Annotated in this window: 24 protein-coding genes; 14 read left to right on the top strand and 10 right to left on the bottom strand. The window is 68.3% G+C overall.

The genetic code is table 11. The annotated features are described in order from the left end of the window. Window position 1: 1 nt before the first annotated feature. The 4 genes from BN2660_RS08625 to BN2660_RS08640 all read left to right on the top strand — a co-directional run bounded on the left by BN2660_RS08625 (window position 2) and on the right by BN2660_RS08640 (window position 2,737). Window positions 2–586 (top strand): 2'-5' RNA ligase family protein, encoded by a 585-nt coding sequence (locus BN2660_RS08625; RefSeq protein WP_091230202.1) that lies wholly within the window; start codon window positions 2–4, stop codon window positions 584–586. Between the two features lie 419 nt (window positions 587–1,005). Continuing rightward, on the top strand, window positions 1,006–1,419 hold the full coding sequence (locus tag BN2660_RS16775; protein ID WP_255305096.1) for a nucleoside/nucleotide kinase family protein: 414 nt from the start codon (window positions 1,006–1,008) through the stop codon (window positions 1,417–1,419). A gap of 287 nt (window positions 1,420–1,706) precedes the next feature. Next, the gene (locus tag BN2660_RS16450) at window positions 1,707–2,324 is read left to right on the top strand and encodes a hypothetical protein (protein WP_141651267.1); all 618 of its coding nucleotides are present in this window, start codon (window positions 1,707–1,709) and stop codon (window positions 2,322–2,324) included. Further along, complete coding sequence (locus BN2660_RS08640; protein ID WP_141651268.1) at window positions 2,321–2,737, top strand: hypothetical protein; 417 nt, start codon at window positions 2,321–2,323, stop codon at window positions 2,735–2,737. The genes BN2660_RS16450 and BN2660_RS08640 overlap by 4 nt, the downstream gene beginning before the upstream one ends. 40 nt (window positions 2,738–2,777) lie before the next feature. On the opposite strand, the gene BN2660_RS08645 is transcribed toward BN2660_RS08640, so the two are convergent. Further along, the gene (locus BN2660_RS08645; RefSeq protein WP_091230213.1) at window positions 2,778–3,041 is read right to left on the bottom strand and encodes a hypothetical protein; all 264 of its coding nucleotides are present in this window, start codon (window positions 3,039–3,041) and stop codon (window positions 2,778–2,780) included. Window positions 3,042–3,228: 187 nt separating this feature from the next. Here BN2660_RS08645 and BN2660_RS08650 point away from each other — a divergent pair, with 187 nt between their 5' ends. After that, window positions 3,229–4,032, top strand: coding sequence for a MerR family transcriptional regulator (locus BN2660_RS08650; RefSeq protein WP_091230217.1), 804 nt, complete (start codon window positions 3,229–3,231; stop codon window positions 4,030–4,032). 71 nt (window positions 4,033–4,103) lie between these two features. Here BN2660_RS08650 and BN2660_RS08655 read toward each other — a convergent pair whose 3' ends face one another. Beyond that, window positions 4,104–5,093, bottom strand: coding sequence for an NAD(P)-dependent alcohol dehydrogenase (locus BN2660_RS08655; RefSeq protein WP_218054108.1), 990 nt, complete (start codon window positions 5,091–5,093; stop codon window positions 4,104–4,106). A 131-nt stretch (window positions 5,094–5,224) separates the two neighbouring features. Between BN2660_RS08655 and BN2660_RS08660 the strand changes: the two genes are divergently transcribed. The 3 genes from BN2660_RS08660 to BN2660_RS08670 all read left to right on the top strand — a co-directional run bounded on the left by BN2660_RS08660 (window position 5,225) and on the right by BN2660_RS08670 (window position 7,726). Beyond that, window positions 5,225–5,923, top strand: a complete 699-nt coding sequence (locus BN2660_RS08660; RefSeq protein ID WP_091230220.1) for a DUF2306 domain-containing protein — start codon at window positions 5,225–5,227, stop codon at window positions 5,921–5,923. Window positions 5,924–6,011: 88 nt separating this feature from the next. Continuing rightward, window positions 6,012–7,043, top strand: a complete 1,032-nt coding sequence (locus tag BN2660_RS08665) for a sensor histidine kinase (RefSeq protein WP_218054109.1) — start codon at window positions 6,012–6,014, stop codon at window positions 7,041–7,043. Then, entirely contained in the window at window positions 7,040–7,726 is a 687-nt protein-coding gene (locus tag BN2660_RS08670) for a response regulator (RefSeq protein WP_091230226.1), read from the top strand. Before BN2660_RS08665 ends, BN2660_RS08670 begins: the two co-directional genes overlap by 4 nt. A gap of 35 nt (window positions 7,727–7,761) precedes the next feature. Here the strand turns inward: BN2660_RS08670 and BN2660_RS08675 are convergent, their stop codons facing one another. Further along, entirely contained in the window at window positions 7,762–8,103 is a 342-nt protein-coding gene (locus BN2660_RS08675) for an ArsR/SmtB family transcription factor (RefSeq protein WP_091230230.1), read from the bottom strand. 57 nt (window positions 8,104–8,160) lie between these two features. Between BN2660_RS08675 and BN2660_RS08680 the strand changes: the two genes are divergently transcribed. The 3 genes from BN2660_RS08680 (at window position 8,161) to BN2660_RS08690 (ending at window position 10,758) form a co-directional block, all read left to right on the top strand. Further along, window positions 8,161–8,568: an arsenate reductase ArsC gene (locus BN2660_RS08680; RefSeq protein WP_091230234.1), complete on the top strand. Its 408-nt coding sequence runs from the start codon at window positions 8,161–8,163 to the stop codon at window positions 8,566–8,568. A 60-nt stretch (window positions 8,569–8,628) separates the two neighbouring features. Beyond that, window positions 8,629–8,961, top strand: a complete 333-nt coding sequence (locus BN2660_RS08685; protein WP_091230238.1) for a DUF7882 family protein — start codon at window positions 8,629–8,631, stop codon at window positions 8,959–8,961. Between the two features lie 174 nt (window positions 8,962–9,135). Then, on the top strand, window positions 9,136–10,758 hold the full coding sequence (locus BN2660_RS08690; RefSeq protein WP_141651269.1) for an Ig-like domain-containing protein: 1,623 nt from the start codon (window positions 9,136–9,138) through the stop codon (window positions 10,756–10,758). 72 nt (window positions 10,759–10,830) lie between these two features. Here BN2660_RS08690 and BN2660_RS08695 read toward each other — a convergent pair whose 3' ends face one another. After that, entirely contained in the window at window positions 10,831–11,385 is a 555-nt protein-coding gene (locus tag BN2660_RS08695; RefSeq protein ID WP_091230245.1) for a small multidrug efflux protein, read from the bottom strand. A gap of 155 nt (window positions 11,386–11,540) precedes the next feature. On the opposite strand from BN2660_RS08695, the gene BN2660_RS08700 reads away from it, so the two are divergent. Further along, on the top strand, window positions 11,541–12,764 hold the full coding sequence (locus BN2660_RS08700) for a sensor histidine kinase (protein ID WP_091230247.1): 1,224 nt from the start codon (window positions 11,541–11,543) through the stop codon (window positions 12,762–12,764). Beyond that, on the top strand, window positions 12,761–13,363 hold the full coding sequence (locus tag BN2660_RS08705) for a response regulator transcription factor (RefSeq protein WP_091230250.1): 603 nt from the start codon (window positions 12,761–12,763) through the stop codon (window positions 13,361–13,363). The genes BN2660_RS08700 and BN2660_RS08705 overlap by 4 nt, the downstream gene beginning before the upstream one ends. A gap of 192 nt (window positions 13,364–13,555) precedes the next feature. Here BN2660_RS08705 and BN2660_RS08710 read toward each other — a convergent pair whose 3' ends face one another. Then, on the bottom strand, window positions 13,556–14,215 hold the full coding sequence (locus tag BN2660_RS08710; RefSeq protein ID WP_091230253.1) for a cation diffusion facilitator family transporter: 660 nt from the start codon (window positions 14,213–14,215) through the stop codon (window positions 13,556–13,558). Beyond that, window positions 14,215–14,547: an ArsR/SmtB family transcription factor gene (locus BN2660_RS08715; protein WP_091230256.1), complete on the bottom strand. Its 333-nt coding sequence runs from the start codon at window positions 14,545–14,547 to the stop codon at window positions 14,215–14,217. Before BN2660_RS08715 ends, BN2660_RS08710 begins: the two co-directional genes overlap by 1 nt. A gap of 115 nt (window positions 14,548–14,662) precedes the next feature. On the opposite strand from BN2660_RS08715, the gene BN2660_RS08720 reads away from it, so the two are divergent. After that, window positions 14,663–15,169 carry a GNAT family N-acetyltransferase gene (locus BN2660_RS08720; RefSeq protein ID WP_091230257.1) on the top strand — a complete coding sequence of 169 codons (507 nt, stop codon included), beginning with the start codon at window positions 14,663–14,665 and terminating at the stop codon, window positions 15,167–15,169. Here the strand turns inward: BN2660_RS08720 and treZ are convergent. The 4 genes from treZ to BN2660_RS08740 are packed head-to-tail and all read right to left on the bottom strand — an operon-like array spanning window position 15,150 to window position 21,764. Then, window positions 15,150–16,907 carry a malto-oligosyltrehalose trehalohydrolase gene (gene treZ, locus BN2660_RS08725; protein ID WP_091230260.1) on the bottom strand — a complete coding sequence of 586 codons (1,758 nt, stop codon included), beginning with the start codon at window positions 16,905–16,907 and terminating at the stop codon, window positions 15,150–15,152. The two genes, BN2660_RS08720 and treZ, sit on opposite strands and share 20 nt — an antisense overlap. Further along, the gene (gene treY, locus BN2660_RS08730) at window positions 16,904–19,252 is read right to left on the bottom strand and encodes a malto-oligosyltrehalose synthase (protein ID WP_091230263.1); all 2,349 of its coding nucleotides are present in this window, start codon (window positions 19,250–19,252) and stop codon (window positions 16,904–16,906) included. Before treY ends, treZ begins: the two co-directional genes overlap by 4 nt. Continuing rightward, a complete protein-coding gene (gene glgX / locus BN2660_RS08735) occupies window positions 19,249–21,459 on the bottom strand; it encodes a glycogen debranching protein GlgX (protein WP_091230265.1) in 2,211 nt (736 codons plus the stop codon). Before glgX ends, treY begins: the two co-directional genes overlap by 4 nt. Beyond that, a complete protein-coding gene (locus BN2660_RS08740; protein ID WP_091230269.1) occupies window positions 21,456–21,764 on the bottom strand; it encodes a hypothetical protein in 309 nt (102 codons plus the stop codon). Before BN2660_RS08740 ends, glgX begins: the two co-directional genes overlap by 4 nt. Window positions 21,765–21,766 lie beyond the last annotated feature (2 nt).

Genomic DNA, 21,766 nt, shown 5'->3' on the forward strand with positions numbered 1-21,766 from the left:
TATGCGCCGACCGTTCATGAAGAATCCTGGGCAGCTTGAGTCTCTCGAGGGGCAGCAGTACCTCGTGCTTCGCCCAACTTCAGGGGTGGCGGATCGATATGTGAGGGAGCAGAATGACGCTTTGGCTGTGGCGAGGCTGCCGCATCCCTACACCGGCCACGTGACGCTCCGAGGCTTCTACGAGCCAGCACGTCGTGAGGAGCTAGCCGCCCTCATACGTAGCTGGGCTTCCGAGCAACAGCCGATCGAAATCATGGGCGAAGCAATCGATGCGTTCCCAGAGCCCTGGCAGATCCTCATCCTCCGGCTCGCCCGCACCCGCTCTCTGGTCTCCGCCTACGCAACATTGACCGAGCTGCTAGATGCGACTGATTTCCGACGGCTCGGTGAACTGCCCTTAGACGACTGGACTTTCCACATGTCGATCGTCTACGGCAAGACTTTGTCGGGCGAGGCCTGGGCGGCGATCGAGTCTGAGCGGGTCCAGAAGTTTGAGCACCCGATTCAGGAAACCGTCTTCGAAGCTGAGCTTGTCTCATACTCGGATGGCACGGAACACAGCGAGATCATTTTGCTCGGTCGCTGAGCTGCTCTTCTCCGGCGCGTCGGTCATCCGCGGGCAGCACGCGACTCGCCGAAAACGATCGTTTGCGGCGGGAGCCGGAGTTCGACATTGAGTGCACGCCGGAAGTATCTTTCGAATGCTGTGTGAGCCGGCGGTTACGGTGGGCTGTGCAGATTTCAGACTCGCGCTCGACCGTGTTGACCCAACTGCTGAAGGAGATCGAGGACGTTCGGCCGCACGATCAGGCCCTCATCGCTGTAGATGGTTTCGACGGGGCTGGGAAGACGCATCTTTCTGGTGAACTAGCCGCCGTGTCCCGAGTGCGAGGCCGCAGGCCCATCGTGACCGTCAGCATTGACGGATTTCACCGCCCGAGGTCGGAACGTCGAGCCGCGGGCACGGGGCCTGAAGGTTTCTATTCCGGGTCGTATGCGTACGACATGTTCTACGCGCAGGTCGTAGAGTCGCTTCGCACGCGAGGCACTATCAAGGCCGCAGTCTGGGACGTTGCTCGTGACGAACCCGTGGACGCACCGGAGATTAGCGTCCCGCTGGATGCCGTCGTCCTCGTCGATGGCATCTTCCTCCAGCGCCCGGAGCTTAGAGAAATCTGGGACGCTGCGGTCTGGGTCCATGCACCGTTCGAAGTCAGCGTCCCGCGAGGTAACGCCCGATTCTCGGGGAACCACGACCCCGATCCGGAGGCCCCAGAGAACCACCGCTACGTCGGGGGTCAGCGTCTGTATCTCACACAGGCCCGGCCCGCGGAACGGGCGACATGGGTCTGGAATAACGAGGTACTCGATCAGCCGAGTTTGGGACGAAACCAGGAACGCCGGAACTCGATGAAGTAGCGACGTAGCGTTTCGCGCGGCGCGAGGTCGTGGTCCCACGACCTCGCTTCCGTAAACGATCGTTTGCGGCGCGCTTCACCGTTCAGGCTTCGAACGCGTGCCACGCGCGCTCATCGTAACCACCAAACGGCAGACCTTTTCGTCAAGCCGACCTTTGCCGATCGGTTCGAATCAGGGTCTGGAACCGAGACTTGGGCTGGCCCGCGTTCATATCGGCGACAGGCGCACGAGTCTGTCCACCGAAGAGAGGACAGACGCTGGATCGCGGATCACGCCAGAATGCAGGAATGGCAAAGCGGAGCAGTGTCGTAGCGGCGGGGGCGCTCGTATGTCTCCTGTCTGGTACGACGGTCCTTCTCTCCGGATGCGTCGCGCCGGTATCGGGCGCCCCCGCGTCGCCCTCAGCGATCGCGTCGGCGCCGAGCGCGGCCTCGACCCAGCAGCCGGCCGATTCGGCCACAATCGACCCGACGCCCGAGTCCCCGCCGACGGCCGAACCCACACCGGGCTGCATGCGCGCGGATGGAGGCGGAATCATCCTGCCCAGTGGACTGCTCAACGTGGACCTGTATGTGAGAATGCACGACTACGGAGCCCGAGAGGGAGCGACCGGCACTGCGCAGTATGCCGAGGATGGCTCACCCGCCTCCTATGAAGTCGCGTCAGGTGACTACGAAGACGCGATTCTGGACCGGTTCTGCGTCGGCTATTACTACCTGGATGCACTGAACGCGGTACGGCGTGGAGGTGTCAGCTCTGTGGGTACGGCCCACCAGGTGTACTTCGCGAACCCCCACGTCGGTGACACTCTCAATCTCAGCCCGTACACGATCACGACCGTCGGCGACGTCAACGGCGAGGTGTTCGCCTACGAGACGAGCTTCGTCCTGCCGCTGCAGCGATGAAAGTGCCTCAGCTGCACCGGCAGAAGCTATCCGCCAGTAGCTCCGGCTCAAGGAGGGGCACGTCGAAGATCGTCGTCCTGGTCATGGTCGCAGGATCTGTCTCTCTCGGGCTGGCTGCCTGCGCGCCACCTGAGCAGAGCGCCGAAGAGCGTGCCCGCGAGATCGCGGAGCGGTGGATTGACGCGAGCCAGTGGGGTGATGAAGAGTCCGCGCAGGAATTGTCCTGCGGGCCGATTCTCGGAGGCGTGAACTCCGACATGCCAGAACTCGAAAGTCATACATTGGACGTCACCCCGCACCGGGACGGTCAGTTCGTCATCAGGGTGACGAAGGTGTTCTCGGATTACCCCGACCTCGTGACGAACCTGGGAGTGCGGACGGACGGCGAGCTCTGCATCTCGTGGGTCAGGTGACAGTGCCCCTGAGCGGGTGGCTCATCGCCACTTGCGTGTGTCACGGCAGCGTGTCTATCTCCGCCCCGTACTGCTCCGCGTTCTGCGTCGTCGACATCAAGATCGAATCATCGCCGGCGTCCTCCTCGATAGCCGGCGGACAGTCGAGATCGCCGATCGAGAGCGGGTTAGGTGAACTTGCCGGTGAGCATTCCACAGGGGTGACGCGATCGGCTAGTGGAAGGCAGTCCGGAAGCTCGATCCACGCTCGACTGAAAACGGAGAACGTCACGGATCCGTCAGCGTTCTCGACGATGTCGAACACGGCACGCGTCCGAACGGTGTCCGCTGGGTCATGCGTCGGTCAGTCCCACATGAGATCCAATCCAGTGGAGGGCGCGTAGCGGCTCCCGCAAACGGTCGTCACAAGCAGCCGACGGCACGGGATTCCGGCGGGCCCGCGCGACGGCGATACTTGACTCTGACACTGTGGAAGGCGAGAGAACTGAGACATGTTATCCATCGGAGCCTTTGCGCAGGTCGGCCAGGTGACCCACCGGATGCTGCGGCATTGGGACACCGCTGGTCTGCTCATACCAGCTCACGTGGACGAGTACAGCGGCTACCGCTCCTACGATCCTTCGCAACTTGAACGCCTGCATCGGATCGTTGCACTGCGGCAGCTCGGCTTCGGTCTCGACGACATCTCGTCGATTCTTGACCGCGGAGTCGATGGGAATCGCATCGCCGCTCTGTTGCGTATCCGACGCGCTGAGGTCGAGCAGGAACACCGCATCGCTGCTGACCGACTCGTTGACGTGGAACGGCGGCTCCAACTCATCGAGAAGGAGAACCACATGTCCCGGATAGAGATCGTCGAGAAGTCGCTGCCGGCTGTCCGCCTGGCCGCCCGCCGCGTAGTCGTCGCAGATCAACCTGAGGTCGCACGTGTGGTGGGCCCCGCGTTCGATGCCGTTTCCGAGATCATCGGCGATGAGTGCGGGTCTCTGACGACGCCGATCGCACAGTACGAGACGATCGAAGACGGTCTGCAAGTCATCGCCGGCTACGCCTACAACGGACCCGTCCGTGATGGCTTCGACGTTGTCGATCTGCCCGCCGCTGAAGTAGCCGTCTGTGGCATCCATCTCGGTTCCATGGATCACATCGCCGAAAGCTGGCAAGCGATCCACGCTGAGATATTCGCCCGAGGGCTCGTTCACTCAGGGCCGTGTCGGGAGCTCTATGTCCGGGCGGTCTCGGAAAACCAATCCGATTGGGTGACGGAGTTGCAGCAGCCTGTTCGTCGCAGCTGAAGGCTGTCTATGACGGACCCGCATCCCCTCTGGCTGTTCACAACGGCTTGAGTCCCCAAATCCGTCGCCGATCACGGGATGCGCAGCACGACGTTGCCGCGTTTGCGCCCGGTGTCGACGTAGCGGTGCGCATCGACGATGTCGGCCAGGTCGTAGGAGCGATCGATCACGGGCTGATAGCGACCGGAGTCTGCGAGGCTGACGAGGTGGGCCAGTTCTTCTGCGCCGGGCTTGTCGACATCCCAGATGACGAGCTTCCCCGATCGGCGACCCTGCCGGCGGCTGCGCAGCATCGATCGCAGGTCGCTGATGACGAGCAAGAGGGCTCCGCCGGGGTTGATGGACTCCTCGACCCGGTCGAAGGTGGCGTTGCCGACGCAGTCGACGATGACGTCGTACGTCTCATCTCCTGCGGTGACGTCCTGACGCGTGTAGTCGATGACCCGGTCGGCGCCGAGCGACGTGACCAGCGGGGCGTTGCCGCTGCTCGTGACGGCGGTCACCACGGCGCCGAGGTGCGTCGCGAGTTGGATCGCGGCTGTGCCCACCGCGCCTGACCCTCCGTTGACGAGCACCGTCGTGCCCGGCCCTATCGCGACCTTCGAGAAGAAGGCCTGGGCGGTGATGCCTCCGAACACGAGTGCCGCCGCCTCCTCGAGCGACAGGGAGGTGGGGGCTCGGGTGATCGCCCCGTCAGCGGCGATGCACACGTACTCGGCGTGACCGCCGAACGCTGCGCCCATGGCGGCGATGACCCGGTCGCCCGGGGTGAAGGCGGTGACGCCGGAGCCGACCGCCTCGATGACACCCGCGGCGTCCATGCCCAGGACGGGACGGCTGGGTCGGAAGACGCCGAGCCCGACGGCGGCGAGCATCCCCAGACCGGCCGGAATGTCACGAGCGCGAGCCCGGTGGTCGGCCACGCTCACCGTACTCGCGTGCACCCGGATGAGCACCTCTCCGGCTCTCGGCGCCGGGATGGCACGCTGTTCGATGTGGACCTCTTCTGGGGCGCCGAAGCGGCGGTAGACGGCCGCGGTCATGGTCGTGTCGGTTGTCATGTCTCGATGCTCCCCGCCGCGCGTCCGGGCGTCATCGGCCGGGCGACCCGGATCCGATCGGCCGAAAGTACGAGTCCGAGTCCGTGCGGAGGGCCGATGTCCGCCGCGCGCGGCCGCGCCAGCATCGAGACATGTCGCAACCGATGAAAGTCACACGCCCGACGCTCGGCCCGAAGGAGGAGCGTCGGCGATCGAAGAGCGGATGGCTCGCGATCACCGGCCTCCTGCTGCTCAGTGCGCTCCCCGTGCTCGGCGGTGTCCTGCGTCTGACGGAGGTGGGCGCCGACCCCGACGGCACGCCGCTCCTGACCTCGACGGTCGCGTTGATCGCTCACGTCGTGGCGATGACCGTGTACTGCGTCCTCGGCGCCTTCCAGTTCTCTCCTGCCCTCCGGACGCGACGCCGGTGGCACCGTGCCGCCGGCCGCGTACTGGTCCCTGCGGGGTTCATCGCGGCCCTCTCCGCCATCTGGCTCGCGCTGTTCTTCGGCGGGCCCGCTGACGAGCTCGCCCTGGCGATGATCCGCTTCGTCTTCGCGGTGGCGATGACGATGTTCCTCGTGCGAGCAGTGATCGCGATCAGACGTAGAGACTTCGCGGCACACGGAGCATGGATGACCAGGGCCTACGCGATCGCCATCTCCGGCGGAACCCAGGCGCTCGTCTTCGCACTGTGGACCATCCCGCTCGGCGAGGTCGACGCGTTCGGAGAGGCGTGGCTCGTCGCCGCGGCGTTCGTGATCAACAGCGTCGTGGCGGAGTCGCTGATCCGGCGGCGATCCGCACGGCGGACGCGCGGTGTGTCGAGCCGTGGCGCACTTGTATCCTGACCTGGTGACCGGGCTCTTGCGTTCCGCGTGGAGTGCGCCGAGCGCCGTGCCCCCTCCGCCGCCCCGAGTGTGGCGGGATGGGGTTCTCGTGGCCCTCGTCGCGGTGCTCGCTGTGGTCGAGGGCATCCTCCGCACCGACCTGCAGCAACCGCTGCTCTCGGTGATCGCGCTGTTCGCCGTGCTGCCGACCGTGCTGTGGCGCCGCACGAAGCCGCTCGCGATGCTCGTCGTCGCGATGGTGCCGCTCCAACTCCTCCCGCCCGACTCGACCCTCTATACGAGTCTTTTCATCATGGTGAACGTCTATGCCCTGTTCCGCTGGGGCTCGGGCCGCGAGCTCATCATCGGCTCGGCTGTCCTCGTCGCAAGCCTCGGCCTCACATTCGTGCGCGGGGGAGGCCTCGACGACCTCATCGGCGGATTCGCGCTGCTGGTCACGGTCGTGCTCCTCGGCATCGCCTTCCGCTACCGCGCGGGCTCGCGACAGCGCAGCCTCGACAGCATCCGGATGCGGGAGCGCGAGCACCTCGCCCGCGATCTGCACGACACGGTCGCCCATCACGTCTCCGCCATCGCGATCCGCGCCCAGGCGGGCATCGCCGTCGGGGTGCGCGATCCGCGGGCTGCGCAGGACGCGCTCGGCGTGATCGAGGCGGAGGCGGCCAAGACGCTGACCGAACTGCGGTCGATGGTGCGAGTGCTGCGACAGGACGATTCCGCCGAGCTCGCCCCGAGCCCGCGGCTGGTCGACATCGAGCAGCTCGCGGGAACGAGGCCCGGCGGTGCCGTCGTTGCGGTCGACGTCACGGGCGATGACGGCAGCATCCCCCCGCCGGTGGCCGCCGCTGTCTTCCGCCTCGCGCAGGAATCGGTCACCAACGCCCTTCGTCATGCCCGGCAGGTGAGCCGTGTCGACGTGCTGGTGAGGGCGGACGACGGCGGAGTGCGGATGGACGTGACGAATGACGGAGACGCCGCCGCATCGCCGGTGCCCGGTTTCGGCATCATCGGCATGATGGAACGGGCCGCCCTGCTCGGCGGCACCTGTCAGGCCGGCCCGGCGCCCGGCGGCGGGTGGGCCGTCACCGCTGTGCTCCCTCGTGCGGGATGGGCGCCATGACCATCCGCGTGCTCATCGCCGACGACCAGGAGCTCGTGCGCACGGGCCTGAGCATGATCCTGGGCGCGCAGCCGGACATCGACGTCGTCGGTCAGGCCGGCGACGGCACCCACGCCATCGCCCTCGCCCGCAGCCTGCGACCGGACGTCTGCCTGTTCGACATCCGGATGCCCGAGCTCGACGGCATCGAGGCCACGCGTGTGCTCGCCGGCCCGGGCGTCGTCGATCCGATGGCGGTCGTCGTCATCACGACCTTCGATCTCGACGAGTACGTCTTCGCGGCGCTGCGAGCGGGTGCGAAAGGATTTCTGCTCAAGGACGCCGGATCGGAACTGCTCACCCAGGCGATCCGCGCGGCGGCGAGCGGCGATGCTCTGATCGCCCCCAATGTCACCGTGCGGCTGCTCGAGGCCTTCGCCGATGCGAGCCCGGCCGCACCACCCCCGCAACCGATAGAGCCGCTCACCGAGCGCGAAGAGCAGGTGCTCGTGGAAGTCGCCCGAGGCTTGGGCAATGCCGAGATCGCGAGCGAGCTGTACATCACCGTCAGCACGGTGAAGACGCACGTCGCGAGCCTCATGACCAAACTCGCGGCGCGCAACCGCGTCGAGATCGCTATCTGGGCGCACCAGACGGGGCGAATGCGCTCGCGACCTTCGGGCCGAGGCATCGGCGGCCGCTGAGAGAAGCCCCGTCCGTCAGCGCTCTGACGTCCGGGTCACGCCGTGCGGAGGGCGTCGGCGGCGGCGTCCAGCGTCTCGGTGTTCAGCGTGAAGTACGCCCACCGGCCGCGCTGCTCCCGAGTCACCAGGCCGGCTTCCGCGAGCAGCCGCATGTGGTGGGAGACCGTCGCCTGAGAGAGGCCGACGGGGTCGGTGAGGTTGCAGATGCACGCCTCGCCGGCCTCTCCCGCAGCGATGAGCGAGAGCAGCCTGACCCGGGTCGGATCACCGAGCGCCTTGAAGACCCGGGACGCACGCTCGGCGTCACGGATGCTGAGAGAGGTCGTCACGCGCGGCACGCAGCACGCGGTCGCGTCGATGGTCGTCGGCAGAGTCACGGGTGAAGTCTGCCACGTATTGACATTCTTCGATAGGTCGGCGAAGGTGAGAAGACCATGACTGATACGCCCACCAAGCCGTCCGTGCTCTTCGTCTGCGTCCACAACGCGGGTCGTTCGCAGATGGCGGCGGGCTTTCTCCGTGACATCGCGGGCGATCGCATCGAAGTGCGCTCGGCAGGCTCGATGCCCGCCGACGAGATCAACCCGATCGCCGTCGAGGCGATGGGCGAGCTCGGCATCGACATCACGTCCGAGCAGCCGAAGGTTCTCACGACCGAGGCCGTGCAGGCATCCGACGTGGTCATCACGATGGGATGCGGGGACGCCTGTCCGTTCTTCCCCGGCAAGCGCTACGAGGACTGGAAGCTCGACGATCCGGCGGGCCAGGGCATTGACTCGGTGCGCCCCATCCGCGACGACATCCGCGAGCGTATCGAGCAGCTGGTCTCCGAACTGCTCTGACCGGGAGACCGGGAGACATAAATCTCCGCGCGGCGATATGCCGCGCGCTATGGTCGAAGCATGGGAATGCTGTACTACGGCGTGGCCGAAGATCCGATTCACATCGAGGACCGCGCGCTCGCTCACCTCAAGGTGGCGATCGCGACAAAGCTCCGTCGGCAGGAGAGCTTCACCCTCTCGTGGAAGCACCCGGAAGGAAGCCCCCAGGGCCGGTCGACCATCTGGCTGCATCCCTCGATCCCGCTGCGCTTCGTGTTCGATGAGCCCGAGACGCCGCAGCTGAATGCGCGCTGGATCCAGGAACTGATGATGAACGCCAGCTCGTCCGGCGGCATCGGCCTGATCGACGAGGTCATCGACGGACCGGAGCCCACGGAGGAGCTCGAGGCCTGACGGTCGTCGCCTGCGCCTGAGGGGCGTGGATCGGGGCGCGCCCCGCCCGACGATGACGCATCGAGTGCTGGCATATCGGCGCTGTATACCGGATTTCACGTCATCGAACTTCTCTTTTCTGATCTCTTAGATGTGTCGCGACTGGGCGCGACGAGGATCGGACTGGGGAAGACGATGACTGTGGACCTGTATCTCGTGCGTGCCCGCGCGCACGCCGCGAAGAAGACGACGGCGGTCACTCGCCTCGTGCGGCAAGGGCGCGCGGCGCTCGCCGCCGTGATCGGACTGCTCGCCGTGGTCGTCGGGGTGTGGGGTGCGACGTCGCCGGCGGCGGCCGCGCCGACCGTGACCTACGCGGGAGCGATCAGCGGCGTCGCGCTCGAGAGCAGCGGTGGCGGACCGCTGGGACAGGGTGGCAACGTCCGCATCAGCGGCTCCTGGTCGGTGCCTGCGGGCGCGGTGAGCGGCGAGACGTTCGGGATGACGCTCCCTGTCGAGTTCACTCGAGAGGGGGCAGGAGGCTTCGACATCGCGGATGCCGAGACCGGAACCGTCATGGCGACCTGCGTGGTGTCGGCGGGAGCCGGGCCGGATGTGGTGTGCACGCTGACCGACGCCGTGAGCGGCCTCGAAGAGGTGGGCGGAACCTTCTGGATGCAGGCCAACGCCTCTTCCGTGACGAAGAGCGAGACCGTGATCTTCGATCTCGGCGAGACAGTCGAGATCGTCGACCTGCCGGGCGATGGCGGCATCATCCCCGCCGATCTCGTCGAAGACGGAGCGCCGTACAAGTACGGCGGAGCGACGACGGCCGATGGGCGCCTCGTCTGGGGCGTCGGAGTTCCGAGCAAGTACGTAGCCGACGGGTCACTCGAGATCTCGGATTCGCTCGACCCCGGACTCGCCGCTCATCACTACACCGGCGAGCTCAAGCTGAACCAGCGACCCGTCGTCGACGGCATGCTCACGGGCGAGTGGACCGCGGTCGACCCTGCCCTCTACCAGGTGGTCTTCGCGAGCGACGGGCAGTCCTTCGAGTTCGCGGCGGCGGGGCTGCCCGCGGGAGGATTCGCGTACGAGCTCATCTACTACACGCAGGCCGACGGCGACGTGCTCGCGGGTGATGTCTTCGGGAACAAGGCGGTGGTCGAGACCGTGAAGACATCGGCGACGTACACCATCACCGACTCGGGCGGCGGCGACGGTTCGGGTGTCGCGTACACGCGGTTCTCGATCGTCAAGGCCCTGACCGGTGCGCAGGCCCCCGCCGCGCGCGACGCGGTCTACACCGTCGAATACACCATCGAGGGCTCGGACGCTCCCGCCACCCGCGTGACCGTTCCGGTCGGCGAGCCCGTGCTCAGCACGCGGGCTCCGCTCGGCACCACGTTCGTGATCGAGGAAGTCGATCTCCCGGTGATCGACGGCATCACCTGGGGCGACTGGACGATCTCCGGCGAGGGCGTGACCGCCGTCGGCGACGGCACCTTCGCGGTGACACCCGGTTCCGCCGCAGCGGTGGCGCTCACCCTCATGAACACCGCGAATCCCACTCCGGCGACGACGACGCCGCCCCTCACGCCGAGCGCGACCCCGACCCCCACCCCGACCGTCACGCCGACGAGTTCGACGCCGAGGCCGACGCCGACACCTGCTGCGGCGGCGCGCGAGCTCGCGCTCACGGGCGGATCGGGTGCTGCGCCGTTCATGGCGCTCGCGGGCGGGCTGATCCTCGGCGGCAGCGCCCTGGCCTCCGTCGCCGCGGTGCGCCGACGGGCGGCGTCGCGGACGTGGTGACGCTCCGTTCCACAGCAAGAGGCCGCTCGCTGGTGCGAGCGGCCTCTTGCGTGATGAACGACGTCGACCCGCTCAGCGGATCGCGTACACCGCGCTGCCGACGAGGACCGCGACGACCGTGGTCCAGCCGATGATGGCGACGGCCTGCCAGATCAGGATGCGGGCCTTGCCCACACCGGCCGCGGCGAGCATCGTCGCCGTGAAGTGGGTCGGCAGGAGGAGCGGACCGAGCAGGCTCACGCCCGGCACGCCGTAGCGCTCGAAAGCGCGCTGGAACTTCTCGCGCCGTACCGCTCCGCGGTCGGTCTCGACCGACCCATCCTGGAGGCCGCTCGCGCCGCTCGCGACGCCCGCATCTCCCGCTGCGACAGCCTGACGTGCACGGGTGCGGTTGACGATCGCAGTGCGGGCTCCGGAACTGGCGAGCACGAGGATGGCGACGCAGACGAAGTTGCCGACGATCGCCGCGATCGCCGCGACCACCGGGTGGATGCCGCCGATGATGCCGATCGACACCGCCCCCTCGCCCTCGATGAAGGGGATCGCGGCGGCGAGGGCGACGATCAGCGGCTGGACGAGCTCGGGCACCTGGGCGACGAAGCCCTGGAACGTCTCGATGAGGTTCATGCTGTGCTCCTACGTGGTCTGCGCGTCGGTGTCTCCGTCGCGATGTATCCAGTCCATCGCCTCCGCCACCGCAGCGGCAGTGTCGACCCGTCACCCGTTTCCGGGTGGTTCGCCCGTCGCATCCATGACATCTGTCACGCCCGTAGGGTGAAGTCATGAGCAGCCCCTCCGCCCTGGTCAGCCCGTTCGGCGATCCTCCGCCCGGCGCCCGCCAGCTCGCACGCGGCGTCACGGCCACGTGGTGGTACACCCTCTCTGCCGTCGTCTTCCTCGAGATCTTCCTGGTGCTCGTCTGGGCGCTGCGGGTGCTCGCCGAACCCGGCGATTCCGCCGGCGCCGCCGCCATCGTGACCGTCGGCGGTCTCGTCTGGTTGGCGTCGACCACGGTGCTCCTGTCGGCCTACAGACGGCGGGCGCACGCGGAACCCGGCATCCCGTGGGCGCGTATCGCGGTTCCGCTTCTCATAGCCGTCGCATACGGGGCCGTCGCCGGGCTCGTGGCGAACAGCTGGCAGCTCGCGCTGATGCCCCTCGCGCAGTCGCTCGTGCTCGTGCACTGGCCGAGAGGTGTGCGCATCCGTGTCGTCCTGCTGGCGACGCTGGTGCTCGTGTGCCTCGCTGTCGTCGACGGAGTCCGCGGTGCGGTGGCGGATGGTGTGCCCGAGTGGGTGCCGCTGCTGTACACGATCTCCATCCCGGGAATGACGGTGAGCTCGCTGTGGTGGTGGGACGTCCTGATGACGCTCGACCGGGCGAGGGCGTCGGAGGCACGGCTCGCCGCCACCCAGGAGCGACTGCGGGTGGCGACGGACGTCCACGACCTCCAAGGACACCATCTGCAGGTGATCGCGCTCCAGCTCGAGCTCGCGGAACGTCTGATCGACCGCGACCCGGCCGCGGCTCTCCAACAGCTGCGTCTCGCGCGCGCCAGCGTCGACGATGCGCGCCAGGGCACTCGCGACCTCGCCACGCGATTCCGGTCGGTGCCGCTCGGCGACGAGGTGGCCAACGCCCGAGATCTCCTGAGCGCTGCGGGGCTCACGGTCGAGGCGGAGATCGCCGCGGATGCCGATGCGGCCCCCGGCGTCGCGCTCGGCCCGGTCATCCGCGAGACGACCACCAACGTTCTGCGCCACGGGGCAGGCAGGCATGCCCGGCTGCTGCTCGCGCGGACGGCCGGCGGGTGGCGGTACGAGATCGCGAACGACGTGGTCGTCCGCACCGCGGTCGAGTCGATCGGATCGGGTCTCGACGGAGTCCGACGCCGGATCGCCGAGGTCGGCGGGACTCTGGAGTTCGGTGAACATGACGGGGAGTTCGCCGTGGTGGTGACCGTCCCCGACGGAGTCGCCCTGTCACCGGCCGAGGAGGACCGATGATCCGGGTGCTGCTCGCCGACGACGAGGGGATGATCCGCTCGGCGCTCGCTGCGCTGCTGCGACTCGAGGACGACATCGAGGTCGTGGCCGAATGCGCCGACGGCGAGGAGGCCGTCGCGGAGGCGCTGAGGCTGGTGCCCGACGTCTGCCTCCTCGATCTCGAGATGCCGCGCCTCGACGGGGTGGAGGTCGCCGAGCGACTGAACCGATCGATCGCGACCCGCTGCGTCGTGGTGACGCGTCATGCGCGACCGGGAGTCCTGCGCCGGGCGCTCGCCTCGGGGGTGGCCGGGTTCCTGCCGAAGTCCCGTGGCGCCGATCAGGTGGCCGACGTCATCCGCCGCGTCGCTGCGGGCGCTCGGTACGTCGACCCCGAGATCGCCGCCGACGCGTTGAGTGACGAGCGCTCGCCCCTCACCGATCGCGAACTCGATGTGCTGCGCGCCGGACGGCGCGGGGAGACGACGGGGCAGATCGCCCGTTCGCTGTCCCTCGCGCCGGGCACCGTGCGCAACCACATCTCCGCCGTGCTGGCGAAGCTGGCCGTGAGCACGAGACAGCAGGCCGTGCTGCTGGCCGAGGAGCGGGGCTGGATCTGAGCTGAGGTGAATGGCGGGTGGGGCCTGGGAAGTGACCCCACCCGCGAGCCGCGCCGTGGTGGGGAACAGCGGGGCCCGGACTCGAAGCGTCCCCACCCCCAGGGTGTGCTTCTGGTCTCGCCTTCAAGACCCTCGGCGCCCGGGATCATGACGCGGTAGACGAAACCAATTCCGGAACGCCGGTCGAATCGGTCAGCGATCGTCGCTGTGCTCGCTCTCGAGGATCATCCCGACCGAGGTCGCGCAGGCATCGCCCTTCCACGCCTCGACACCCTCGCGCACGGCGAAGACGGCGATGACGAGGCCCGCCACCGCATCCGCCCACCACCAGCCGAACAGGCTGTTCAGCGCGAGACCGACGAGCACCGCGACGGACAGGTAGGCGCAGATCAACGTCTGCCTCGAATCGGCGACCGCGGTGGCGGAGCCGAGTTCGTGCCCCGCTCTCCGCTCGGCGAGCGAGAGCAGCGGCATGATGATCACGCTCAGACCGGTGAGGACGAGGCCGAGGGTGCTGTGCTCCGGACGCCCGCCGCCGACGAGCGAGAGCACCGAGGACGTGCTGACGTAGAGGGCGAGCGCGAAGAAGGCGACGGCGATGACGCGGAGGGTCGGCATCTCCCAGCGTTCGGGGTCGCGGCGGGTGAACTGCCATGCGACGGCCGCGGCGGACAGCACCTCGATGGTCGAGTCCAGGCCGAAGCCGATCAGCGCGGCAGATGACGCCGCCGCCCCGGCCGACAGGGCGACGACCGCCTCGACCAGGTTGTACCCGATCGTGATCGCGACGATGAGGCGGATGCGGCGGCTCAGCGTCACGCGTCGGTCATGGGTCAGAGCGGGGGACGGCATCAGCAGGTGCAGCCTTCTCCGTCGCAGCACGTCGGTTCGATGATCAGCGTCACGCGGACGAGCTGCTGCAGGGCCGCTGCGAGATGCGGGTCGGCGAGCCCGTAGCGGTTGCGGCGGCCGTCGGGTGTGCTCTCGACGAGACCGCACCCGCGCAGGCAGGCGAGGTGGTTCGACATGACCTGGCGACTGACGCCGAGCTCGTCAGCCAGCTCCGACGGGTACGCGGGGTTCTCGCGCAGCGCGAGCAGGATCGCCGCGCGCGTGGCGTCGGAGAGCGCATGGCCGAGCCGTGCGACGGCTGCGGTGTGGCTCGACGTGGCAGTGAGGGACATGCGTCACACAGTACAGGAAACGCTGAACTGATTCGACGCGGAGCGATCCGCGGCAACATCGCTGAAACCTCGTGCGGCTAGCGTGGCGCAGCATCGGCCCGGCGGAGGAGGTTCCATGAGCGTGACGATCGAACGGGTGCCCTGGTCGCATCCCGACGCGGAGCGCCTCCGCGCGGCGCAGCGGCGTGAGCTCGACGCGCGGTACGGCAGCGACGATCATGAACCCGGGGTCGCTCCCTCGGCCGACGACGTCCCGGTGTTCCTCCTCGCGCGAGACCAGAGGGGCGAGGCGGTGGTCTGCGGCGGCATCCGTCCTCTCGACGCGGAGGTGCGCGGCGCCGACGTCGCCGAGATCAAGAGGATGTACGCCGCGCCCGCTGCGCGCGGCACGGGTGCGGCGGTCCTGCTGCTGCGTGCTCTGGAATCCGAGGCGCAGCGCCGCGGCATCCGCCTGCTGGTGCTCGAGACGGGCACGGAGCAGCCCGATGCCATCCGCTTCTACCAGCGCGAGGGGTACAGCCCCATCCCGCTCTACGGGCACTACATCGGCAGCGCGATCTCACTGTGCTTCGCGCGGGAGATCGCGGTCGACGAGAAGCTCGTCAGCGCAGCGGACCGGTGATCGCCGCGGACTCACGGGCGACCGTGATGCGCTGATCGGTCACTCGAGCGGGCGACGTCTCGAGCAGGACGGTCTGTCGATCGCCGAGGTCGAACTCGACCTCGGCATCCGTCAGATTGACGAGCACGGACACCTCTCCGCGGCGGATCCGATACGCACGCCGGGAGGGCGTGCCGTCATCGCGCTCCACGACCGCCGACGTGCGCGTCATGTCCGGGTCGGTGAGCTCGGGCACGTCGCGCCGCAGCTCGATGAGGCGACGGTGCAGATCGAGCAGGCGGGCGTGCGGCGACGCCTCCACCTCCGCCCAGTCGAGGTGGGATCGCCGGAAGGTCTCGGGGTCCTGCGGGTCGGGGACCTGCGCAGGGTCCCACCCCATGCGGGCGAACTCCGAGATCCGCCCCTCGGCCGTCGCGCGAGCGAGTTCCGGTTCCGGATGCGAGGTGAAGAACTGCCACGGCGTGGATGCGCCCCACTCCTCGCCCATGAAGAGCATGGGCGTCCCGGGAGCGGTGAGCGTGAGCACGGCGGCCACCGCCAGCCGGTCCGGGCTGAGCGAGGCGGCGAGACGATCGCCGGCCGCGCGGTTGCCGATCTGGTCGTGGTCCTGTGCGAACGTCACGAGGCGCCACGCCGGAACCGTCGGCGGCAGGGGCGCCCCGTGCTCGCGGTCGCGGAAGGACGAGAAGGTCCCGTCGTGGAAGAACCCGCGTTCCGACACCTTCGTCACGGCATCCGACGCGGCGAAGTCGGCGTAGTACCCCTCGGTCTCACCGGTCAGTGCGACGTGCACCGCGTGGTGCCAGTCGTCCGACCACTGGGCCGTCAGGCCGTATCCGCCCGCCTCGCGAGGGAGGATCAGCGTGGGATCGTTGAGGTCCGACTCGGCGATGAGGGTCAGCGGCCGGTTGACCTGAGCGGAGAGAGCGTCGACCCGTTCCGAGAGCTCGCGCAGGATGTGCGTGTCGCTGTCGTCGTGCAGCGCGTGCACGGCGTCGAGACGAAGGCCGTCGACGTGGAAGTCGCGCAGCCACATCAGCGCGTTCTCGATGATGTACTCGCGCACGGCCGGCTCGTCGAGGTTCACAGACGCGCCCCACGTCGTGTGCTCACCGTCGCGCAGGTACGGGCCGAACTCCGGCAGATGGTTGCCGCTCGGACCCAGATGGTTGTAGACGACATCCTGGATCACGGCGAGACCGCGATCGTGGGCCGCCTCCACGAAGCGCTGGTACGCGGCCGGGCCGCCGTACCCCTCATGCACCGCGTACCAGAGCACGCCGTCGTAGCCCCAATTCCACTCGCCGTTGAAGGCGTTCACCGGCAGCAGCTCGAGGTGGGTGACGCCCAGATCCACGAGGTGGTCGAGCCGGGCGATCAGCGCGTCGAGGGTGCCCTCGGGCGTGAAGGTTCCGACATGAAGTTCGTAGACGACCGCGCCCGCGAGCTGCCGGCCCGTCCACGAGCCGTCCGCCCATTCGAACAGGCTCGGGTCGAAGACGGCCGTCGGGCCGTGGACTCCGGACGGCTGGCGGAGAGAACGGGGGTCTGCCCGGAGCTCCTCGCTGTCATCCAGGAGGAAGCCGTACCGTTCCCCCTCCCGCAGCGCGACGTCGGCGGTCCAACGACCTTCGCCACCGTCGACGAGGGCCAGTTCGTGCTCGCCGATCACGGCCCCGGCGGGGGTGAGTCTTCTCATCCGCACACGCCGAGCGCGCGGCGCCCATACAGAGATCATCGATCCTCCACCAGCAGTGCGACAGGATAGGTCTCCAGGAGCTCGGCCAGCCGCACGGGTCCTGCAGCGATGCGGCGACCGGTCAGGACGTCGGTCGCGGACAGCTCGCGCCGCATGATCACGGTGTCGCCCCATCCGCCTCGCGCGGCGAGGGCGACCGGGAGCCGGGTCGCGACCGCCGTCACCCCGCCGCGGTCCATCACGATCGCGTGCGCCGACGCCTCGCCGGCGGCGACGCCGGGGCGGTACCGATCGAAGAGCTCGGGGTTGTCACGGCGGAGCCTCAACGCGCGGGACGTCACGAGCATCTTCGCCAGGCCCGAGTCGTCGACGGGCGGCAGGGACCCTCTGGCCACGTCGGCGTCGAGTCGGCGCAGCATCCGGGCCCGTTCCGCGAAGTCGACGGGGCGGCGATTGTCGGGGTCGACGAGCGAGTGGTCCCACAGCTCCGTGCCCTGGTAGACGTCGGGAACACCGGGAGCCGTGAGCTGGAGCAGCTTGGCGGACAGCGAGTTGCTCCGTCCGGGGCCGACGATCTCGGCGACGAAGTCCTCGATGATCTGCCGAGCCTCGCCGTTCGCGGCCTCGGCGATCGCCTCGACGCCCTTCTCGAACGCCGCATCCGGATGCTGCCAGTGCGTCTTCTCAGCCGCTTCGCGGGCTGCCTTGAGTCCGTACGCGAGCAGCCTCTCGGACGGGATCGGCCACGCCCCGACGGCGGCCTGCCACAGCAGGGCGTCGAACGGTCCGTGCCCGGTCGATGCGACGGCGCGGAGCTCCTGCAGCACGGCGGCCCAGCGCTCCGGGACTTCGGCGAGCACCGAGAGTCGGGCGCGGACGTCCTCCGAGCGCTTCGTGTCATGGGTGGAGAGCGTGGTCATCGAGTGCGGCCAGGACGCCAGGCGCGCGCTCTGCGCCGCGTGGAACTCCGCGACGGGGATCGCCGCGATCGACGGGTCTCCGCCGACCTCGGTCAGCGTGCCGAGGTGGGTGTACCGGTAGAACGCCGTGTCCTCGACGCCCTTCGCCATCACCGCTCCGGTCACCTGCGGGAATCTCTCGGCGACCTCGAGGCTCGGGTCGTGCAGCAGGGGAGCGAGCTGAGCGAACGCGGTGGCGAGGTCGGGGCGTCGCTCGGTGGCGTCGTCGATCGCGTGCTGCAGATGCTCCCGCCCGGCGGGGAGATACGAGCGGTAGACCGGGAACGACGCGACGATCTCCGACAGGGCGTCTGCTGCGCCGACCACGCCGTGTGGGAGTGCGCGGACGAGTCGACGGATCTCGGACTGCAGCAGCTCGTCGGCGATCATGCGCTTCGTCGAGATGATGAGGTCGTGCCATGGCAGGGCATCCGGCAGCTGCGTCTCGGTGCGAAGGGCCGCGTCGAGCTCGACGAGCGCCTCGACGCCCTCGGGATCGATCAGCACTCGGTCGATCTCCGCGAGCGCGTCGTACCCCGTCGTGCCGTCGGTGCGCCACCACGGGGGAAGCTGTTCTCCCGGCTCGAGGATCTTCTCGACGAGCGTGTACGCGGCACCTGTGGCGTCGGCGAGGCGTTCGAGGTATCCGCCGGGATCCGCGAGGCCGTCGGGGTGGTCGACGCGCAGCCCGTCTGCCAGGCCGTCGGTGATCCAGCGGGCGATCTCCCGGTGGGATTCCTCGAAGACGTCGGCGAGCTCGACGCGGATGCCGGCGAGCTCGGAGACCGCGAAGAAGCGGCGGTAGTCGAGCTCGGTGTTCTGGTCCTGCCAGAACCGCAGCTCGTAGTTCTGAGCATCGACCACTGCGCGCACGTCGCCGCCGTGCGCCGCGGATCCGGGCGCCAGCGGGAGGACGTGATCGAAGTACCGCAGGGTTCCGTCGGGAGCATCGTCGGCAGGTGTCGCGTCGATCACGATCTCGCCGGACGAGAGCGCCTCGTCGAGCGAGGAACCCAGGATCGGCAGACGCACGCGTCCGCCGCTGAGTCGTGCGTCGACGTCGAACGCCACCGCATGCCGCGACGAGCGTCCGAGCCGCAGGAAGTCCCACCACCACCGGTTCGCCCGAGGCACGCCGACGCCGACATGGTTCGGGACGATGTCGACGAGGATGCCGAGGTCTGCCGCCCGGGCCGCGGCCGCGAACCGCTCCAGCCCGGCCCGGCCCCCGCGCTCAGGATCGACGAGCGAGTGGTCGACGACGTCGTACCCGTGGTCCGATCCCGGCGTCGCGGCCAGGAGAGGGGAGAGGTATGCCCAGGAGGCACCGAGGTCGGCCAGGTAGTCCGTCACCCCCGCGGCATCGTCGAGCGTGAATCCCGACCTGATCTGCAGGCGATATGTCGACAGGGGCCGGTGGGTCATCGAGGCAGCTCCGGGGACGGCGCGGGCGAAGGAGTCTCGGCGCGTTCGGTCTGGATGCGGAGAGATGCCTCGACCGAGTCGTCGGTGGGCTCCTCCTCACCGTCGATCTCACGCAGGACGAGGAGCGACGCGGGCTCGAGGGTGATCGCTGCCCCGGGCTCCAGTGGACTCGAATTCGCCCGCTCGCCGGCGGTGTCGATCACGACGTCCCACGCACGACCGTGCCGCTCGTCCGGGAGCACCGCCTCGACCGCATCCATCCCGCTGTGGAAGTACACGAGGAAGTTGAGATCCGTGACGGGGCGGCCACGGCGATCCTTCTCCCTGATCCCACGACCGTTGAGGAACATGCCGATCGCGAGGCCGAATCCGGAATCCCAGTCCTCCGGCTCCATCCGGCGTCCGTCCGGACGCAGCCAGACCACATCCGGCATGCGCTCTCCGTCTTCCGATCGCACCGGGCGGCCGTCGAAGAAGCGGCTGCGCCGGAAGATCGGGTGACCGCGCCTCAGCCGCGAGACGGCGGCCGTGAACTCCACGAGAGGCAGATCGGCCGACTCCCAGTCCACCCAGGTCGTCTCGTTGTCCTGCGCATAGCCGTTGTTGTTGCCGTTCTGCGTGCGACCCAGCTCGTCGCCGTGCGCGATCATCGGCACACCCTGCGACAGGAGCAGCGTCGCGAGGAAGTTGCGCTGCTGCCGGGCGCGCAGCCGATTGATCCCCTCGTCCTCCGTCGGACCCTCCGCACCGTGGTTGGACGAGCGGTTGTGGGATTCGCCGTCGGCGTTGTCCTCGCCGTTCGCCTCGTTGTGCTTCTCGTTGTACGACACGAGGTCGCGCAGCGTGAACCCGTCGTGGGCGGTGACGAAGTTGATGGACGCCACGGGGCGGCGGCCCGAGTGCTCGTACAGGTCGGCCGACCCGGTCAGACGGGAGGCGAACTCGCCGAGAGCCTGCGGCTCGCCCCGCCAGAAGTCGCGCACGGTGTCGCGGTACTTGCCGTTCCACTCGGTCCACTGCGGGGGGAAGTTGCCCACCTGGTATCCGCCGGGACCGACGTCCCACGGCTCGGCGATGAGCTTGACCTGCGACACGATCGGGTCCTGCTGCACGAGCTCGAAGAACGCCGCCAGTCGGTCGACGTCGTAGAACTCGCGGGCGAGCGTCGAGGCCAGATCGAACCGGAACCCGTCGACGTGCATCTCGGTCACCCAGTAGCGCAGCGAGTCCATGATCAGCTGCAGTGCGTGCGGGTTGCCGGCGTTGAGGCTGTTGCCGGTTCCGGTGTAGTCGGTGTAGTAGCGACCATCCTCTTCGAGGCGGTAGTACGCCTCGTTGTCGATGCCCCGCAGCGACAGCATCGGCCCGAGGTGGTTGCCTTCGGCGGTGTGGTTGTACACCACGTCGAGGATGACCTCGATGCCGGCGGCGTGCAGGGCTCGCACCATCGCCTTGAACTCCTGCACCTGCTGACCGTGGTCGGCGCTCGAGGAGTACTCGTTGTGCGGCGCGAAGAACGCGAGGGTGTTGTACCCCCAGTAGTTCGACAGCCCCTTCTCCTCGAGGGTCGAGTCGTGCACGAACTGGTGCACGGGCATCAGTTCGATGGCGGTGACCCCGAGGTGCACGAGATGGTCGATGACGGCCGGATGCGCCACTCCGGCATACGTTCCACGGAGCTCCTCCGGGATCTCGGGATGCAGCTGAGTGAGTCCCTTGACGTGAGCCTCGTAGATGACGGTCTGCGCGTACGGGATCTTCGGAAGGCGGTCGCCCGCCCACTCGAAGAAGGGGTTCACCACGACGCCCTTCACCATGGTCGCGGCGGAGTCCTCGTCGTTGCGCGAATCGGGGTCGCCGAAGTCGTAGCCGAAGAGAGGCTGACCCCAGTCCAGGCGGCCTGCGACGGCCTTCGCGTAGGGGTCGAGCAGCAGCTTGTTCGGGTTGAACCGATGCCCCTGCGACGGATCGTAGGGGCCGTGCACCCGGTAGCCGTAGAGCTGACCCGGCTGCACCGACGGGAGATAGCCGTGCCACACGAACGCGTCGACCTCTTCGAGCGGGACGCACTCCTCGTTTCCCTCGTCATCGAACAGGCACAGCTCGACCCGCTCCGCCCCCTCGCTGAACAGGGCGAAGTTCGTGCCCTGGCCATCGAAGGTCGCGCCGAGCGGATAGGGGGAGCCGGGCCAGACGTCGAGGCTCACCGAGCGCGCCGCATCGCGACAGCGCGGTGCAGGACGGTCTGCACGGCGTTGTGGAAGTCGTGCACCTGCGCGACCTCGTCCGCGCGGGCATAGGGGTGGCCCACGTAGCAGACGAAGACGGGGGAGACGTGCTCGACGTAGCCGACGGGCCCGTCGTGCAGCACGACGTAGCGATCGATGTCCACCCGCTCGTACAGCGGCTCCGCGGGGACCTGAGTCGGGGCGGGTGCACACTCGGGAGCGTCCGGCGGAGCCTGGCCGTCTGCGAGTTCGCGGTCATGAGCGGTGCGGATCTTCGCGGTCATGA

The organism is Microbacterium sp. 3J1, from assembly GCF_001049495.1.
GTDB lineage: Bacteria > Actinomycetota > Actinomycetes > Actinomycetales > Microbacteriaceae > Microbacterium.

Coding starts and splice junctions, on each gene's coding strand:
- BN2660_RS08625 (WP_091230202.1), top strand. CDS start 2: ATGCGCCGACCGTTCATGAAGAATCCTGGGCAGCTTGAGTCTCTCGAG.
- BN2660_RS16775 (WP_255305096.1), top strand. CDS start 1,006: ATGTTCTACGCGCAGGTCGTAGAGTCGCTTCGCACGCGAGGCACTATC.
- BN2660_RS16450 (WP_141651267.1), top strand. CDS start 1,707: ATGGCAAAGCGGAGCAGTGTCGTAGCGGCGGGGGCGCTCGTATGTCTC.
- BN2660_RS08640 (WP_141651268.1), top strand. CDS start 2,321: ATGAAAGTGCCTCAGCTGCACCGGCAGAAGCTATCCGCCAGTAGCTCC.
- BN2660_RS08650 (WP_091230217.1), top strand. CDS start 3,229: ATGTTATCCATCGGAGCCTTTGCGCAGGTCGGCCAGGTGACCCACCGG.
- BN2660_RS08655 (WP_218054108.1), bottom strand. CDS start 5,093: ATGACAACCGACACGACCATGACCGCGGCCGTCTACCGCCGCTTCGGC.
- BN2660_RS08660 (WP_091230220.1), top strand. CDS start 5,225: ATGTCGCAACCGATGAAAGTCACACGCCCGACGCTCGGCCCGAAGGAG.
- BN2660_RS08670 (WP_091230226.1), top strand. CDS start 7,040: ATGACCATCCGCGTGCTCATCGCCGACGACCAGGAGCTCGTGCGCACG.
- BN2660_RS08680 (WP_091230234.1), top strand. CDS start 8,161: ATGACTGATACGCCCACCAAGCCGTCCGTGCTCTTCGTCTGCGTCCAC.
- BN2660_RS08685 (WP_091230238.1), top strand. CDS start 8,629: ATGGGAATGCTGTACTACGGCGTGGCCGAAGATCCGATTCACATCGAG.
- BN2660_RS08690 (WP_141651269.1), top strand. CDS start 9,136: ATGACTGTGGACCTGTATCTCGTGCGTGCCCGCGCGCACGCCGCGAAG.
- BN2660_RS08695 (WP_091230245.1), bottom strand. CDS start 11,385: ATGAACCTCATCGAGACGTTCCAGGGCTTCGTCGCCCAGGTGCCCGAG.
- BN2660_RS08700 (WP_091230247.1), top strand. CDS start 11,541: ATGAGCAGCCCCTCCGCCCTGGTCAGCCCGTTCGGCGATCCTCCGCCC.
- BN2660_RS08705 (WP_091230250.1), top strand. CDS start 12,761: ATGATCCGGGTGCTGCTCGCCGACGACGAGGGGATGATCCGCTCGGCG.
- BN2660_RS08710 (WP_091230253.1), bottom strand. CDS start 14,215: ATGCCGTCCCCCGCTCTGACCCATGACCGACGCGTGACGCTGAGCCGC.
- BN2660_RS08715 (WP_091230256.1), bottom strand. CDS start 14,547: ATGTCCCTCACTGCCACGTCGAGCCACACCGCAGCCGTCGCACGGCTC.
- BN2660_RS08720 (WP_091230257.1), top strand. CDS start 14,663: ATGAGCGTGACGATCGAACGGGTGCCCTGGTCGCATCCCGACGCGGAG.
- treZ (WP_091230260.1), bottom strand. CDS start 16,907: ATGATCTCTGTATGGGCGCCGCGCGCTCGGCGTGTGCGGATGAGAAGA.
- treY (WP_091230263.1), bottom strand. CDS start 19,252: ATGACCCACCGGCCCCTGTCGACATATCGCCTGCAGATCAGGTCGGGA.
- BN2660_RS08740 (WP_091230269.1), bottom strand. CDS start 21,764: ATGACCGCGAAGATCCGCACCGCTCATGACCGCGAACTCGCAGACGGC.